The 15,745-nt window shown below is 57.2% G+C and carries 13 protein-coding genes; 10 read left to right on the top strand and 3 right to left on the bottom strand.

The window, feature by feature from the left end:
- Positions 1–314 precede the first annotated feature (314 nt).
- Together Q1A74_RS13075 and Q1A74_RS13070 are read right to left on the bottom strand one after the other, a co-directional pair.
- Entirely contained in the window at positions 315–1,652 is a 1,338-nt protein-coding gene (locus Q1A74_RS13075; protein ID WP_299596775.1) for a type II toxin-antitoxin system HipA family toxin, read from the bottom strand.
- A complete protein-coding gene (locus Q1A74_RS13070) occupies positions 1,646–1,993 on the bottom strand; it encodes a helix-turn-helix transcriptional regulator (RefSeq protein ID WP_299596773.1) in 348 nt (115 codons plus the stop codon). The genes Q1A74_RS13075 and Q1A74_RS13070 overlap by 7 nt, the downstream gene beginning before the upstream one ends.
- 254 nt (positions 1,994–2,247) lie before the next feature.
- Here Q1A74_RS13070 and Q1A74_RS13065 point away from each other — a divergent pair, with 254 nt between their 5' ends.
- The 3 genes from Q1A74_RS13065 (at position 2,248) to Q1A74_RS13055 (ending at position 5,013) form a co-directional block, all read left to right on the top strand.
- Entirely contained in the window at positions 2,248–3,831 is a 1,584-nt protein-coding gene (locus Q1A74_RS13065) for an MFS transporter (RefSeq protein ID WP_299596770.1), read from the top strand.
- Between the two features lie 221 nt (positions 3,832–4,052).
- Complete coding sequence (locus Q1A74_RS13060; protein ID WP_299596767.1) at positions 4,053–4,316, top strand: hypothetical protein; 264 nt, start codon at positions 4,053–4,055, stop codon at positions 4,314–4,316.
- 58 nt (positions 4,317–4,374) lie between these two features.
- On the top strand, positions 4,375–5,013 hold the full coding sequence (locus Q1A74_RS13055; protein ID WP_299596765.1) for a helix-turn-helix domain-containing protein: 639 nt from the start codon (positions 4,375–4,377) through the stop codon (positions 5,011–5,013).
- Positions 5,014–5,113: 100 nt separating this feature from the next.
- On the opposite strand, the gene Q1A74_RS13050 is transcribed toward Q1A74_RS13055, so the two are convergent.
- Positions 5,114–6,160: an NADP-dependent oxidoreductase gene (locus Q1A74_RS13050; protein WP_299596762.1), complete on the bottom strand. Its 1,047-nt coding sequence runs from the start codon at positions 6,158–6,160 to the stop codon at positions 5,114–5,116.
- Between the two features lie 262 nt (positions 6,161–6,422).
- Between Q1A74_RS13050 and Q1A74_RS13045 the strand changes: the two genes are divergently transcribed.
- From Q1A74_RS13045 to Q1A74_RS13015, 7 genes are all read left to right on the top strand, one after another.
- Positions 6,423–7,802 carry a sodium:alanine symporter family protein gene (locus tag Q1A74_RS13045; RefSeq protein ID WP_299596760.1) on the top strand — a complete coding sequence of 460 codons (1,380 nt, stop codon included), beginning with the start codon at positions 6,423–6,425 and terminating at the stop codon, positions 7,800–7,802.
- Between the two features lie 377 nt (positions 7,803–8,179).
- Positions 8,180–10,147, top strand: coding sequence for a hypothetical protein (locus Q1A74_RS13040; protein WP_299596757.1), 1,968 nt, complete (start codon positions 8,180–8,182; stop codon positions 10,145–10,147).
- Between the two features lie 294 nt (positions 10,148–10,441).
- Positions 10,442–11,050: a polymer-forming cytoskeletal protein gene (locus tag Q1A74_RS13035; RefSeq protein ID WP_299596754.1), complete on the top strand. Its 609-nt coding sequence runs from the start codon at positions 10,442–10,444 to the stop codon at positions 11,048–11,050.
- 80 nt (positions 11,051–11,130) lie between these two features.
- Positions 11,131–12,342, top strand: a complete 1,212-nt coding sequence (locus Q1A74_RS13030; RefSeq protein WP_299596751.1) for a hypothetical protein — start codon at positions 11,131–11,133, stop codon at positions 12,340–12,342.
- A gap of 66 nt (positions 12,343–12,408) precedes the next feature.
- Positions 12,409–13,797, top strand: a complete 1,389-nt coding sequence (locus Q1A74_RS13025) for a hypothetical protein (protein ID WP_299596749.1) — start codon at positions 12,409–12,411, stop codon at positions 13,795–13,797.
- Entirely contained in the window at positions 13,797–14,519 is a 723-nt protein-coding gene (locus Q1A74_RS13020; protein WP_299596746.1) for an OmpA family protein, read from the top strand. The genes Q1A74_RS13025 and Q1A74_RS13020 overlap by 1 nt, the downstream gene beginning before the upstream one ends.
- The gene (locus Q1A74_RS13015) at positions 14,519–15,685 is read left to right on the top strand and encodes a hypothetical protein (RefSeq protein WP_299596744.1); all 1,167 of its coding nucleotides are present in this window, start codon (positions 14,519–14,521) and stop codon (positions 15,683–15,685) included. The genes Q1A74_RS13020 and Q1A74_RS13015 overlap by 1 nt, the downstream gene beginning before the upstream one ends.
- The last annotated feature ends 60 nt before the right edge of the window (positions 15,686–15,745 follow it).

Below are 15,745 nucleotides of genomic sequence, written 5' to 3'. Positions count from 1 at the left end.
CTGATATTTTTTCAGTGACACAGCCTGACAAAAATTCATTATTAATCTTTACTTCTTCAAGCTTATTTTTCTCGACAGCTGATGGTGCTGCGTTTGAGTGCGAACATGCGTGCTCTACTCTTGGGTTGCAACCGGTGAGGAGGGTGGCTAATGCTGAAATTAAAAGTATTCTCTGAATCATAAATGTTACTTATTAGTTTATTAAAGATCACCAAATAAAGGCGGCATCTCTATATTGCGGGATGCGTCACTTACAGTAGGTGTTGTGTGTATATTCGGGCGCGGCCCTCTGTGCTCGCTTCCTGATCCCTTCTTTAGCTGGTTCCGCCCGAGCGGGCCAGGTCAAGCCGCAGGTTACTGTAAACCTCGTCTACAAACGTGGCAGGCACGCTGTGTTCCCTGGCGATTTTCCGCCAGTTGGAGACTTGTTCCACTATATCCTCAACTATTCCATCAACCTTTCGTTTTGAGAACAGAGGGCTGATTTGTTCCAGGCTGTAGAAGTCCTGCCGGGTAAATCCATCCCGCTTGCCGTTCAGGCTCATCCAGTGACTGTTCACCCACTTGCTGCCCGGTTTGTAGCTGTAGGCCAGGTCATAGGCCGGTGCCAGTTGCCAGGTTTTCCCTTCGAGCAGGAAGGCGAAGTTTTTGGCGTGGTCATCGTGATTGCGCGCGACGATGTTGAATACCATTCGCCGGAACAGTTGCTCTGCATCGGTGGCGCTTAGCTTTAGTTGCCGCGCTACGGCGAATAGTTCTTCGTAGGAAAATGTGCCCGGCCGTTTGTAATCGACGTGGGCAATACCGTTCAGGGTCTGGATGTGAATTTTGTGGTTGCCGCGGCGATCGAAGCGTTCGGTGACGAAATGTCGGCGGTCGCCCTCCTGCAGCAGGTGGCAGGGCATCATGTGGATGCCACAGTGGGTGGCCATCTGGTGGTAGACGTATTCCATGGCGCCGAAGCCCATGGGGTCGCCGAAGGTTTCCCGGTTTTTATTGTGTTCGCTGACGCCGTCGAACTTCATCAGGTAGTGGGTGAAGCCCTCCGGTACGTCGGTCTGCCCGGAGCGCACCTGGGTGAAGTCTTTGTTGAAGGCCAGTACCGCTTTGGGGCGCGCACCGCCGGCACTTATACCGACGGACATTAGCGCCATCATAGCTTCGCGGTTGTCCTCGCCGGTTTTGTCCAGGTGCACGTTGAAGCCGCTGTGGTGGTCGAGCACTTCCTGGGCGATGGCCACCAGTTCGTCGATGGCGACGTTCTGAGAGGCGTTGAGTTTTTTGACGCGGGTGGCGGGGCTGTATTCCAGTGCGCCCATGCCGCGTTTACCGGTGTACTGCAGCCGTTGCAGGGGTGTGATGTCTTGCGGGTGTTTGCCCTGGGCGGCCATCCAGGCGTTGAGTACGGCGTTGCCGAAGTCGTCGGGGAGGGAGTCGGCGATCAGCCCGGGGAGGCCGCGGAAGGTTTCGAAGTTGAGCTGGGGAAAGCTGTAGATGCGTCGCCCCAGGGGCATTTTGAGGGGGGAGAGTTCGATGCCGGTGTCGATGAAACCCGGGTCGTATTCGAAGGCGCCGATACCGGTGTCGGTATCGAAGCTGACGGCGCCGGCGGTTTGACCCTGATAATCGACGCTGATGACTTCCATTACCATTCTGGCTCCTCCCGGGAATCTTCTTCATCCCCTTGCTGTTTATCGCGCTGGCCCGAGGCCCGCTGGCGCTGCTTGCCCTGGAGTTTGGCGAGCTGAATGGGCGAGGGCGGTTGCGGGGGCAGGAACTGGTCCAGCTGGGTGGTGAGGTCGAGGGCCTGGAGTATGGCGACCAGGATTTCTAGCTGGGCCTTGCCCTTTTCTGCATTGAGTACGGCCTTGCGGCTGACACCGGCGCGCTCGGCGACTTCCCGTTGGGTGAAGTCCCGGTTCAGGCGGGCCTGCTTCAGGCGCTGGCCCAGCGCCTCGGCAATGGCGGCAGGGGATTTGATGGTGTAGTCCATAAAGTCCTTTAATTGGGATGTCGGGCCACTTTGGGTCGATTATGTTCCAATTATCGGACTTTGTTAAGTGTATTTTTAAGATGCTATATTTGGGACTTTTGGTCAGTAAATAGATGTTAAGTGCAGTTTTCTGCACTTTATTGGGGCTGCGGCTTGGTATGAGTTACCTCTCAACCCCCGCCGGGGAGGATGGCCCGGTTAGCCCCTGCTGACACAATCGCTGCATAACCATAAGTCAGTCAGCGGTGATCCCAATGTCTCAAACTTCCCCCAAGGCGGCAGCGGCCGGCGCCAAGCCCCAGTTGAGCTTCTGGCAAATCTGGAACATGTGTTTCGGGTTTCTCGGTATTCAGTTCGGCTTTGCCCTGCAAAACGCCAACGTCAGTCGTATTTTCCAGACCCTCGGGGCCGAGATCGATGATATCCCTGTGCTGTGGGTGGCGGCGCCGTTAACCGGCCTGCTGGTGCAGCCCTTGATCGGCTATTTCAGTGACCGCACCTGGACCGGCTTCGGCCGCCGCCGCCCGTTCCTGCTGGCGGGCGCGGTGCTGTCTTCCATCGCCATTCTGTTTATGCCCCATTCGCCCACGTTGTGGATTGCCGCGGGCATGCTATGGGTGATGGATGCGTCCATCAATGTTTCCATGGAGCCGTTCCGTGCGCTGGTTGGCGATATGTTGCCGCAGAAGCAGCGCTCTTTCGGATACGCGCTGCAGAGCTTCTTTATCGGTGTGAGCTCGGTGGTGGCCTCCGCGCTGCCGTGGATGCTGGCGAACTGGTTTGATGTGGCCAATACCGCGCCGGAAGGTGTGGTGCCGGATTCCGTACGAATCTCCTTCTACGTGGGCGGCATCGGCTTCCTGCTGGCGGTGCTGTGGAGTGTGTTCCGTACCCGTGAATACAGCCCGCAGGAGCAGGCTGCATTTGAAGCCGCCGAATCCCCCGAGCTGGCGGAGCAGGCGCAAGAGCCTGCGCCGGACCACAGTGCCGGCTACCGCAAGATCGGTGGTGCCATGCTGGTGGTGGGCGCGGCCTTTGCTGCCTTCGTGTGGCAGCAGGGGCTGGATCAGCAGTTGTATATTCTCGCTGGGCTGATTGCCGGTCTCGGCGGGCTGCAGTTGCTGGCGCTGGCACTGCGCCGCGGACGCGCCGGCTCGGCCGACGCCCACGAGGGGATGCTGGAGAGCATCGTTTCCAATCTCTACTCCATGCCCGACGCCATGAAACGCCTGGCGTGGGTGCAGTTTTTCTCCTGGTTTGCGCTGTTCGCCATGTGGATTTACACCACCGCCGCGGTCACCAGCTTCCACTTTGGTACCAGTGAAGTGACCTCCCAGGCCTACAACGATGGCGCCGACTGGGTGGGTATCCTGTTTGCCACCTACAACGGTTTCGCGGCGCTGGCAGCGCTGCTGATTCCGCTGATGGCCCGATACTTTGGTATGCGCCTGTCCCACAGCCTGAATCTGGCACTGGGTGGTCTGGGGCTGCTTTCCTTCCTGTTTATCCGCGATCCCCAGTGGCTGCTGCTGCCGATGCTGGGCGTGGGTTTTGCCTGGGCGTCCATCCTGTCACTGCCCTACGCCATGCTGTCTACCCATGTGCCGCAGCGCAAAATGGGTGTGATGATGGGCATCTTTAATGGCTTTATCGTGATTCCGCAATTGCTTGCTGCCAGTGTGCTGGGCTTTGTACTGCGCACCTTCTTCGATAATGAAGCGATTTACGCGCTGATGCTCGGCGGCGCCAGCTGGCTGTTGGCGGCGGTGTGCGCCCTGTGGGTGAGCGAGCCGCAAGCGGCCGAGACCGATGGTGATCTCGCACAGGCCGAGGGCTGACCGCGCCGCTGGGATTTTTGGATTTCCTCTTTGATATCGCTGATCGATGTCATCTTCCGTTTGCCCCGCTGGTCGGGGCTTTTTTATAAGTAACTTCTTCGCATGCCTAAGTAGGTTTGCCCGTATACCGCGATATTCCTGAATATTCCGGGTTATTCCTTCGGGAATGGCGGGCTGTAGCGGTAATTTATCCGCTTCATCAAAAGCTAGAGGAGACCAGCATGCGCTGTATTGCTGCCATGATATTGTCCGCGTTGCCCATTACCGTATTTGCAGCCGAAGATTCCATTGATTTGAGCGCTGAACAGAAACCGCTATTGTCGGTATGGAACGAAGTGGTGGAGAAATGCTCGGAAACTTACATTGATCACCGGATTGTCCATACACAAGAGCCTGTCACATTGAAGGTAGAGGGAGTGTCCTGCCGCGATGTACTGAAAATGTTGGTAGACTTCGATAAGGGAGTAAACCCTTCTTCAAAGTAATACCTTGCGCCGGGGTGGTTCTGGTTGCCCTGGTGCCATAATCAGCTGTTGCAGGTGTATGGAGAGTCTTGGAAGTCGTCTGAAGCTGATTCGTGCGGGGCTTCGCTGGAGCCAGACCGAGTCAGCGCGGAAAGTGGGGATTGAACAGTCGTATCTTTCCAAGCTGGAAAGTGGCCAGGCTCTGCCATCCGCAGATTGCCTGGAGCGTATCTGCGAAGTGTATGGTGCTGATGTGCAGGAATTGCTGGCAGGCTTAAATGAGCAGCTACTGCGCCGCAAGCCAGAGCTGCTAGCGCTGCGGCAACCTTTCAGCGAACGGAAACCCCGCACATGGTCCCTGTGGCGGGTGGAAATATTGGGGCTGGCTGCCGCTTTGGTATTTACCTGTTTCGCATTGGTGGGCAAGTTTCCTGGTATGGCGGAGCCTGAGGCTCCGGAGCACGAGCTGTTATCGATGCAGATAGAGCAGGTCGATGGCCGGAAAGTGATTGAGATGTTCGCCGAATACGGTGGGCTCAAGGTCAGTGGGATTGAGCTGGTGCATGGCGAAATAGACAGTCTTCAGCTTGATCAAGTCCCCTGGGATATCGCATTAACTGAGGTCGCGAAGAAGCTGAATTTGCGGGTAAAAATATCGGGGGGCTATGTGACTTTGGCTCCATTAGGGGCAGAGCTGGAGGAGACCATCGATTTATGAGGCTTACTCATCGGGCTGGAAAGCGCGGCTGAAATCGACGTTTTCCAGCCGCGCCTTTTAACAAAAAGGTGCCATTTCCTTGTGCCGCTATTCAGCGGTATTAGCCGTTCGCACCCACCCGCACCACCAGCTTGCCAAAGTTCTTACCCTCCAGCATCCCGGCGAAGGCTTCCGGCGCCTGCTCAAGGCCGTCGACCACCTGCTCGCGATATTTGATTTTGCCTGCGGCATACCACTCAGACATTTGCTGATAAAACTCGTCGTAGCGGTGGCCGTAGTCATCAAAAATGATGAAGCCCTGCACTTTCAAACGTTTGGTCAGAATCGTTCCCATCAACAGGCCGAGGCGGTCGGGGCCCTCGGGTAGCTTGGTGGCATTGTATTGGGCGATCAGGCCGCACACCGGGACGCGCGCGTTGGTGTTCAACAGGGGCAAGACGCCGTCCAGCACTTTGCCGCCGACATTTTCGTAGTAAACATCGATCCCGTCGGGGCAGGCTGCGGCCAGTTGTTTGTCGAAATCCGCGGCGTAGTGATCGATACAGGCATCAAAACCCAGCTCCTCCACCGCGAACCGGCATTTCTCCGGGCCGCCGGCAACACCGACCGCGCGGCAGCCTTTCAGTTTGCCAATTTGTCCCACGGTTGCACCCACCGGGCCGGTCGCTGCGGCAACCACCACGGTTTCGGCCTCTTTGGGGGCGCCGATATCCAGCAGGCCCATATAGGCGGTGAAGCCCGGCATCCCGAGCAGGCCGAGTGCGAGAGACGGCTGCGCCGGGTTTTTACCGAGATTGACCAGCATGGTGCCGTCAGACAGGCCGTAATCCTGCCAGCCACAGGAATAGGAGAGCACCCAATCTCCTGCGGCGAAGCCATCCAGGCGGGATTCCACCACGCGATTGACAGTGCCGCCCACCATCACGTCATCGATTGCCACCGGCTCCGCATAGGACGGGGCATCGCTCATGCGGCCGCGCATATAGGGGGCCAGGGATAAAAACACGGTACGCAGCAGAACCTGACCCTCAGCGGGCTTGGGGATGTCGGCCTGCTCGAGGCGAAAGTTGTCCGCGCTGGGGGCGCCCCTGGGACGGGATGCGAGAACAAGGCGGCGATTATGATTGTTGGACTGATTCAGGCTCATTGGACTTTCTCCATTGTGGGGCTGATGTGGGTAGGATTCTGCAGTATCCCGTTCTCTTTAACACGCCATTGGCTCCTGGTCTTGATGCAGTTTCGAAAGAGGATAGCTGAGTACAGATTAACTCGGAGCCGCCAAACGGCTTCGGCCTGGGTCGGCGACATTGTGTTCAAGGTAATACTAAGAGGGTTCTGCTGCACTGTTTGAGATTTGCGACGGCATGCGCGAGTATGGTTGGTTTATTCCACTGACTTGTCGCAACTCCATGTCTTTTATCGAATCGCTAGAATCCGCCCTCAATACCTTTGTCGCCTACGCTTGGGGCACGCCGCTACTGGTGCTTTTGGTGGGCGGTGGTCTGTTTCTTCTGATCAGTTCCCGCGCACGACCCTACCGTCATCTCGGGCACAGTATCGATCTGCTGCGGGGCAAGTACGACGATCCCAATGATCCCGGCCAGGTACCCCATCGCCAGGCGCTCTCCACAGCGCTTTCCGGTACGCTTGGATTGGGCAATATCGCCGGTGTGGCCATCGCCATCAGCACTGGTGGGCCCGGGGCGATATTCTGGATGTGGGTGACCGCGCTGGTCGGTGTAGCCACCAAGTTCTACACAGCGACCTTGTCGGTGATGTATCGCGGTCGTGACAGTAGTGGTGAAATCCAGGGCGGGCCCATGTACGTGATTCGTGAGGGTTTGGGCAAGCGCTGGTTGCCTCTGGCGTATCTGTTCGCCATTGCCGGGCTCGCCGGCCTGCTGCCCTCTTTTCAGTCGAATCAGACAGTGCAGCTGTTGCGTGTGTCTTTTGCCGAGCCTTTGGGTTGGGTGAGTGCAGATAATGCGTTCCTGTTTGATCTGGGGCTGGGTGTGCTGCTGGCACTGGCGGCACTGGTAGTGATTGTGGGGCGTATTCAGCGTATCGGCCGTTTTGCAGTGCGCATTGTGCCGGCGATGGTGGTGTTTTATCTGCTGCTTACGCTGGGGGTGATCGGCTATTTCTGGCAGGAAATTCCGGCGGCCTTTGCGTTGATTTTCTCCGATGCCTTCACCGGGAAGGCAGTAGCCGGCGGTGCTTTGGGCACGGTAATTGCCACCGGCATCAGTCGTGGGGCCTTTTCCAACGAGGCTGGTATCGGCACTGAATCCCTTGCACATGGTGCGGCAAAAACCACGGAACCTGTGCGCGAGGGTGTGGTGGCGATGGTGGGGCCGATCGTCGATACGCTGATCATCTGCACCTGTACCGCACTGGTGATATTGCTCACCGGTGTGTGGCAGGGGGCCGAAGGTATTGCGGGAGTATCGCTTACGGCCGATGCCTTCAGTAGTGTGTTCGGCGGCTGGGGGCCGGTTCTGCTGTTGATCATGGTAGTGCCACTGGCGTTCAGTACCATTGTTACCTTCTGGTACTACGGCATGAAGTGTTTTGTGTTTCTGTTTGGCACGCGTTTTCAGGTAGTTTACACAATCATTTATATGCTGCTGATCGTGCTTGGTGCGGTACTGTCATTGAATATTGTGAACAGCCTCATTATCGGCATGTACGCGGTGATGGCGATCCCCACCATGGTATCCACACTGCGGTTGTCCGGGCGGGTGAATCGCGCGGCGTCAAAATACTTTAGTTCTGCGGCCTCCCGCTAAACCACAGTCCTGCTGTGCCATACTTTTTTCAGGGCGATTTTTGGGTAGCCTGGTAAAGAGCCTGAATGCGACTGGAATGCGTTCAGGCCACGCCAATGGCGGAGATATGCCTTTTACTGTGATGTTGACAGGGAAGTCGGGCAATGGGGTACAGCAGAGGTTTTTCAACACGGGCTCGCCAAGCGCGCGGCCGGTTTAGTCTGATATTCTGGGGCCTGCTGGTCTGTCTGTTTGGCGCTCTGGCGATACATTCCGACAGCGTCGCTGGCGCGAATTCCGGTGTGCCTTCCCAGCCCTCTTCGTTTTCCACATCCTCCACCCAAAATCACTCCTGGCCCAGCTGGCATCCGCGCTTTCCGGCTATTCACGGTACCGTGATGGGCAACGGGTCTGTTCTGGCCGGTTATCGTGTGTCCCTCTATGCCAGTTTTTCCGTCAATGGCGACTACCAAAAAATTGCCAGCACTCAGAGCAATAGCGCTGGTGAATTCAAATTGCCCTACCATTTTCCCGTCGCACTCCCCGGTAAGTTTGCACCGGTTCTATTTGTCATTGCAGAGCGGAAGCCGGTCATGCTGGCGGCGGCGATCAGTGGCGCGGATATTCCCGAGCATCTGGTGTTGAACGAGCGCACCACTGTGGCGGTAGGCAACGCCTTCGCGCAATTTATTCAGCCCGGAAAAATTTCCGGGAATTCGGTGGGAGTGCGCAACGCGGTGAAGATGGCCGCGAATATGGCGAACCCGCACAATGGTGAGGTTGGCGCGGTACTACTGCACAAACCCAATGGTGCCGACACCTCGACACTGGCCACCTTTAACGCACTGAGTAATGCGGTGGCTGCCTGTGTCGCCCACGCTTCGAATTGCGAAACACTGTTTGCAATCACGACACCCGAAGGGCATACCCCGGTGGAGAGTGTGCTTCTGGCACTGGCGAATATCACTAAAAACCCTTCCTTTACCAATTACGAAATGACCACCGCGGATCCGCTCTTCGGTCTTTCGCTGCTTTCACCAATTTACCAGCCGGCACTGACCGAGCAGCCCGGAAACTGGTTGCTGTTTCTCAAATTTACTGGTGGGCGCTACTCAGCGCAGGATCGTTTTAATCTGATGAACGGCCCCGGTAACATCGCTCTTGATCGCCACGGCAATGCGTGGGTGAACGATAATTACATTCCTAGAGCCACAACAGAAACTGCCTGTGCCGGCCAGCGATTGATGAAGTTCCACCCCTGGGGTGAGCAGTTCGATGCGTCGCCATTCTTCGGTGGTGGGCTGAGTGGCGCCGGCTTCGGAATCACGCTGGATCCAAAGGGTAATGTGTGGGTCGGAAATTTCGGTTTTGAGGCGCCGGCGTGTGCAGACGGGACGGTGCCGCCGGATCCGGCAAACAAGATTCCAGCTACTCACAACAGTGTTTCGCTCTTTCTTGAGAACGGCTTACCGCTTTCGGGCAAAAACGGATTCACTGGGGGGCGTATCTGGTGGCCGCAGGCAACAGTATCGGACCGCCGGGGAAATATCTGGGTGGCGAATTGTGGGAATGACTCGGTCACACTGATACGCGACGGCAACCCGCTGCGCGCCGAAAATATTCGCCTGCCGGGGTCCAAGGCGCACTACCGGGATGGGGAGTCGCCGCTGCTCAAACCCTTCGCCATTGCCATCGACAATCGCGGGCGCGCCTGGGTAACCGGCAACAAGGCCGAAAAGCTCTACCGCATTGATTTGCGCGGTGAGGTCCATGAGATTGCGCTCAACGGGGTGGAGCTGGCATGGCCGATGGGGATATCCAGTGACAGTAAAGGGAACCTGTGGATCTCCAATTCCGACTCGGTGAATGTCCCCTGTATCGATCCTCTCGACCCACAAGATGGTGGCAATCCTTCCGTTGTTTTTGTTCCGCAAGGCGGTGGTATGGCACAAACCGTGACTCTCGGCGGGTTGAGTATTCCGTGGGGCAATGCAGTAGATGGAGACGATACATTGTGGGTGTTCAATTTTGGCCACACCCCAACGAAGGATGTGGATGAAAGTACCACCTGGCCGGACACGGGTATCGCACATATATGTGGTAGCGGCCATTGCCCGCCCGGTAAACAGCTTGGCGACCCTATCTCCCCCAAGGCCGGCTACACCAGTGATGCGCTGGAGCGTATTACGGGTGGTGGTGTGGACCCTTCGGGCAACCTGTGGCTGATGAACAATTGGAAAAAAATTGGCCCGTTTACCTACGATACCAACCCGGGGGGGAATTCCATTGTGATCATTCCCGGTGCGGCCAAGCCGGTAAAAACGCCATTGTTGGGCGCGCCGCGGCATTTTCCTGAAACCCGTTGATGCTGGGATTGCGACATTTTTTTAATAGGTTCGGATGTTTTTTCAACGATTACAGAAAACAGGTAGCCGCGATGGCGCATGTCTGGCCCGCGCCGGCAAATAAAAGGTTGCCCGCTTTTTGATCGAAAGTGCAGTGAAGTTCTCTGGCGCAGAAAGTATTATTGTGAAGCCCCTCACAAAGTGAGTGCAAGAGTTGATTTTTGTCTCACTCGCTATGGGAACTGTAAGAGAAAACCGCTAAAAACGTTGCTTCACTAAAAACAACAGCACTCTACGGTTACATTAGGTTGAACAATGGCGAATCCCCTCGACCCTAAACCAGATGCGAATCTGGATTCCAACTCTTTTCTTTCCGGAATGAACGATAATGGTGCGACAGAGCGTCCGTTTGCGGACAAGCTCGATGCATCCATGGCGAAGGATCGCTCTGTAATCGGTAAAAACATCAAGTTCCGCGGCGAACTGATCGGTACCGAAGACCTGCACATTGAAGGCACCATCGAAGGCACCGTGATTATGGAAGGCCATGATCTGTCCATCGGTCGCGAAGGTGAAATCAATGCGAATATCCACGCGCAGAACATTGTTATCAATGGTACGCTGACCGGCGACGCGCTGGCGGACGAACTGATTGAAATCCGCAATACCGCGGTGGTGAAGGGTAACCTGATCGCTCCGCGCATCCAGCTGGACGACGGCGGTAAGTTCCGCGGCTCCATGGATATGGTGGATACCGATGATGAGATGCGCTCTCGCCATTCGGAGTTCAAGGAAAAACTGGTTCACCCGAACCTGCCACCAAAAGATGAAGCGCCGAGCAGACCCGCCGCGAAGAAGTCTTTTGCTGCCCCGAAAGACAGCGCCAAGGATCAGGCCAAGGAAGCGGAGCTGGCTGACAGCTGATATCCGCAGCAACGCCGCATCCCCCCGTGCGGCGTTGCACGTTCATTCCTGGCTCACGCCCCGAATTCTTGCGATAAACAATGCAACACCGCTCTTTTGGCCTCGCTGCGTTAACGACCGAGATGGTCAAAAGCGGGGACCGAATACTCGATCTCGGGCCGCTCTCATCCGGTACCACTCAGGCCTTTCTCGGCCTCAACTGCCAGTGTCATATCGAAGACCTGGTGGAATACCTCAGCGATAACCAGCACCGCAACGATCCCCTCGCGGCACTGGAAGAACACCTGATCCCCAAGCCGGAAAACCTGAAGTTCGACATCATCCTGTGTTGGGACCTGCTGAATTTTCTGGAGCTGGATGTGATTCAACACCTGATTCAGCTGCTGAAACCGCACCTAAAACAAGGCACCATCCTGCACACCATGCGCTATACCGGGCGCAACCAGCCGCATAAGCCGCGGCGTTTCCGTTTGCTGGAAAACTTCTGCTTCGAATATGTGGATGACCCCAGTTATCCTGAAGTGCCGTCCAAGGGCCACTCGACAGTCACCCTGTTGAAATGTATGGACCGCTTTAGCCTGTTCAACTCGCTGATGAAGCGGGAGGGCATGGACCAGAATGTCACCGAGCACTTTCTCGAATACGACAGCACCACCTCGCGCAACCAGGTGCGCAGCGGCGGTGCGTCCGATGTGAGTGCCTACTTTCGCCAGGTGCGCGACGACGAACGCCAGGAATTTGCCGGTATTCGCAAGACCCTGGGCGCTCTGCCTGCCGGTGCCACGGTGCTGGACTGCGGGCGCAAGAACGGGCGCAATATCGACGCGATGAAAAAGAAAGTGGGCTCACTGTATGTGGAAGACCTGCATGCGTCACTTGCCTGGCGCAAGAAAATGCACGGTGAGGGCAGTGGCTTCAGCGACTCCATGTTCAGCTTTGACCCGGGCACAAAGCTCGATGGGGTGTTCCTTTGGGATCTGCTGAATTTCTGCAGTCCCGCGCAAATCGAGGCGCTGGGGACACTGTTTGCGGGGCGTATGTCTGCCGGTGGCCAGTTGCATTTCCTGGTGTACAAATCCAGCCAGCAGCCCCTGCGCCCGGCTATGTTTGAGGTGCTGGAAGATGAGCGTGTAGCGGTCTCCGGCATTTCTGAAGGGCGCAGCGAACGCAGCCTCGGCAACACCGCGGACCTGATGCGGTTACTGCCGGGGTACCGCCTGTTCAGCCACCACCTGGGGCGCCTGCCCTCGGGCGATGCGGTGCAGGAATTTGTGCTGCAGCTAAAGGGGTAACCGGAGAAAATACCGGAACTCATCACTAAAAATTAAATCGAGAAGTTGCCAAGCGAGATTGCTTCCATGTCTGAATTTTTGCGCTCTGTTTTCGTCGCCCTGAGTCCGGATGCGGTGACCGAGGGGTTCCTCTCAGTGATGCTGGTGCTGTTTACCCTGGCACTGGTCTGCCGGTTTGTGCGTCGCGCCGGAGAATTTGTAGAGCAGGCCCCGGGGCTGCTCACGTCACTGGGCATTCTCGGCACCTTCACCGGTGTGATCATCGGGCTGTTTGAATTCAGGCTTGCCGATATTGACCAGAGTATCGCCACACTGTTGGATGGTCTGAAAACCGCGTTTATCACCAGCGTCTGCGGTATCGGCCTCTCCATCGTATTGCGTGCGCTCACCCGCTTTATTCCCATACCCGGTGATCATGCACCGGAAGTCGAGCTTGCGGATATTCAAGCATCCCTGCAGCAGCTGCAAAGCGCGCTGGTCGATGGTCAGGAGCGGCAGCTCAAGCAGAGTGAAGCTCAGCTGGCGAATTTTTCCGGGCAGGTCTCACAGGCGCTGGTGGAAGAAATGGCGCAGGTAGTCGAGCGGTTCAACGAACGTGTAGAAAACCAGTTCGGCGAAAACATGACCCGCTTCGGGGAAAACTTTGCCCGCTTCGATGCCATGGTGGAAACCCTCACTCGCGAGTACAAAGCGCATGAAGAGCGCGTGGAGTACTGGTCCGAGCACTGCGATACCGCGGTGATGGGCTTGGTTCAGGTGGCGCGGGACCTGCAGCAGGTGCACCAGCAGTTGGCGGAAATGCCACAGTTCTTTGACGGCATGCAGAGTGTGAATACACAGGCCCGGGAGCAGATGCAGGCACTGAACGAGCAGCTGGAACGCTACCGCGGGGTAAGCGCGCAGATGCAGGAGGTGTTACCGCACCTGGGCGAGCGCATCGACCAGTTTGTGCAGGGGATCGATGTGGTGCAGCAGGTGATGACCAGCGATATGAAACAGTCGCTGGTAAGTATTGCCAAGCAGAGCGAACTGCTGGGTGCGCAGATCCAGTCGGTGTCTGGCGCCTTCGAAAAAATGTCCAGTCTGGATGCCGACTTTATCCAGGGGCTGGTGCAGGAATCCGTCACGACCCACCGCAATGGTATGCAGGAGTTGGCGCTGCAGCAGGCGCGCACCCACCAGGAAATGGTCGATGCCCTCAGCCACGTCATTCGCAAAAGCATGGGCGACGCAGAGACCTCCATCGGCAAACAATACCAGCTGGTGGAGCGCAAGATGGAAGAAGAGGTGGAAGGCGTTATTGGGGCCATGGGGCAGGCCCTTGCCGCGATCAGCGGCCAGTTCACCCGCGACTATCGCCAGCTGGTGGCGCAAATGCAGCGCCTGTCTCAGTCAGCCTCCCAGTCCGGTCCGCAACCCGCCGCCACTGAGCGCGCCCGCGAGGAAATTGCCTGATGTCCACCAGGGCCGGGTTCTCCCGTTCCAGTGTGCGGGGGCGTGGTGAGAGTGAGTCCGCCTGGATCAGCGTGTCCGACTTGATGGCAGGGCTGATGATGGTGTTTCTGTGCATCGCTGTGGCGATGATGCGCTCGGTAATGATCGAGCGGGAAAAGATCCGCACCATCGCCATGTCCTACAAGGAAAACCAGCTGGCGATCTACGAGTCACTGCAAAGCGAGTTTGCCCCTGACCTGGCGCGCTGGGGCGCCACCATCGATCGGGATACCCTGACCGTCGCCTTCAACAACTCCGATGCGATGTTCGATACCGGCGAGGCGGCGCTCAGCGTCAGCTACCAGGTGGTGTTTGAGGAGTTCTTCCCGCGCTATATGAATGTGCTGGCCCCATTTAAGGCCTCCGTGGAAGCGGTGCGTATCGAAGGCCACACCAGTACCGGCTGGGGGCAGAATATGACTCGCAACGCCATGTACTTCAACAACCTGCGCCTGTCCCAGGACCGCGCGCGCTCGGTACTGCAGTATGTGTACACACTGGATGAAGTAACCACGCACCACGCCTGGATGATGCAGAATGTGGCGGCGGTCGGGTATTCTTCCTCGCGACCGATTTACAATGCCGATGGCAGTGAGAACATCGAACAATCCAAGCGAGTGGCTTTCCGCGTGATCACCAATTCTGAAACCAAGATCCACAGTATTCTCGAGGAGTCTTTCTGATGAGCCGCTGGAGCCGTCATCTGGAAGCTCTGACGCAGGCCATATCCAGTATGGGGGCTGCGCCTGTCGCCCCGTCTGTTTCCGACTCTGCGTCTGAATCTGTCTCTGAATCTATCCCTGAGAGGGCAGCCGAAGACGATACCACCGTGGAAGTACTGGCCGATGTCGAGGATACATCAGTAGATCTCGAGGCGAACGAAGTGGTAGATGGCTCCATCGAGCAGGCCCTGATCAAGGGTATGGAGGTCACCCTCGGGGACCTTGACCAGACCGAGCACGGCTGGATGTACCGGGGTCACCCGGTGATGGTGTACGCGGTGGATGTGGTTGCAGTGGACGATCAACAGGTGCGGAGGGAATTCTTTCACCGCATCCATGTGGCCAGTTGTTGTGGCGCGCTGGAAGATACCGCCCAGGCTGTCTGGATCGGTACCGCCCGAGAAGTGCTGGCGGCCCCAGGACTGGAGGCTACTCCACACGCCTGTGAATACTGCCTGGCAAAAGTAAACCACCGCGGCTTTCGCAGCCTGGGCCCGCGGGATCGCAACCGGGTGGCCGCTGCGTTCAGCTTTCACTGGCATGTAAGCCAGTATGCGCAGGAGTTTTTTCCGGGAGAAGACGCGCACTTCTGGGCGCCGGGTAAAGTGGCGCAGTCGTTGGAGCAGATCGCACCGCAATCTGCCGAGAGCGGTACCTGCGGATTTTGTGAGTGGCAGGTGCCTGTAGGGCGCGACTGGTTTGTACCGGTGGAACGCGGTGTGGCCCTGGGGTTGTCGGTCGATGCCTGTGCGCTCTGCGCGCAACAGCAGGCCATGGGAGTGCTGACACTGCCGGATGCCAGTGCGCTGGAAGCCAGTCATGCGCGTCACGATGCGCAACGTAAAGTCGATCAGGAGTTGCAGGGCGCGGAATCCGAGCCAGGTGAGCGGGACTGGGTGCGGGTGCGTCGCCAGTTGCCGCTATCTTGGCATCCGCTGTGTGAACAACTGGAGCGCAAGCTGTCCGCGCCGATACTGTTTCACGGTTTTACCGGCTACGAGGGCATCGCGGTATTGGCGTGGCCGGAACATCGCCGGGGGATTGTTGCCACAGAGGAAGATCGCGCACTGTTGCCGGAAGGCTGGGATTTCTGGACCATGCGCAGCGTATTGGGCAGCCTGGGCTGAACTTCGATTCTGAATACGAAAAAAAGGGCAGCGGAAGCTGCCCTTTTTTGTACTGGCGAA

This window comes from uncultured Microbulbifer sp. (assembly GCF_947504145.1).
GTDB lineage: Bacteria > Pseudomonadota > Gammaproteobacteria > Pseudomonadales > Cellvibrionaceae > Microbulbifer.
The sequence above is the reverse complement of the archived record's forward strand: the minus strand, read 5'-3'. Positions and strand labels throughout refer to the sequence as shown.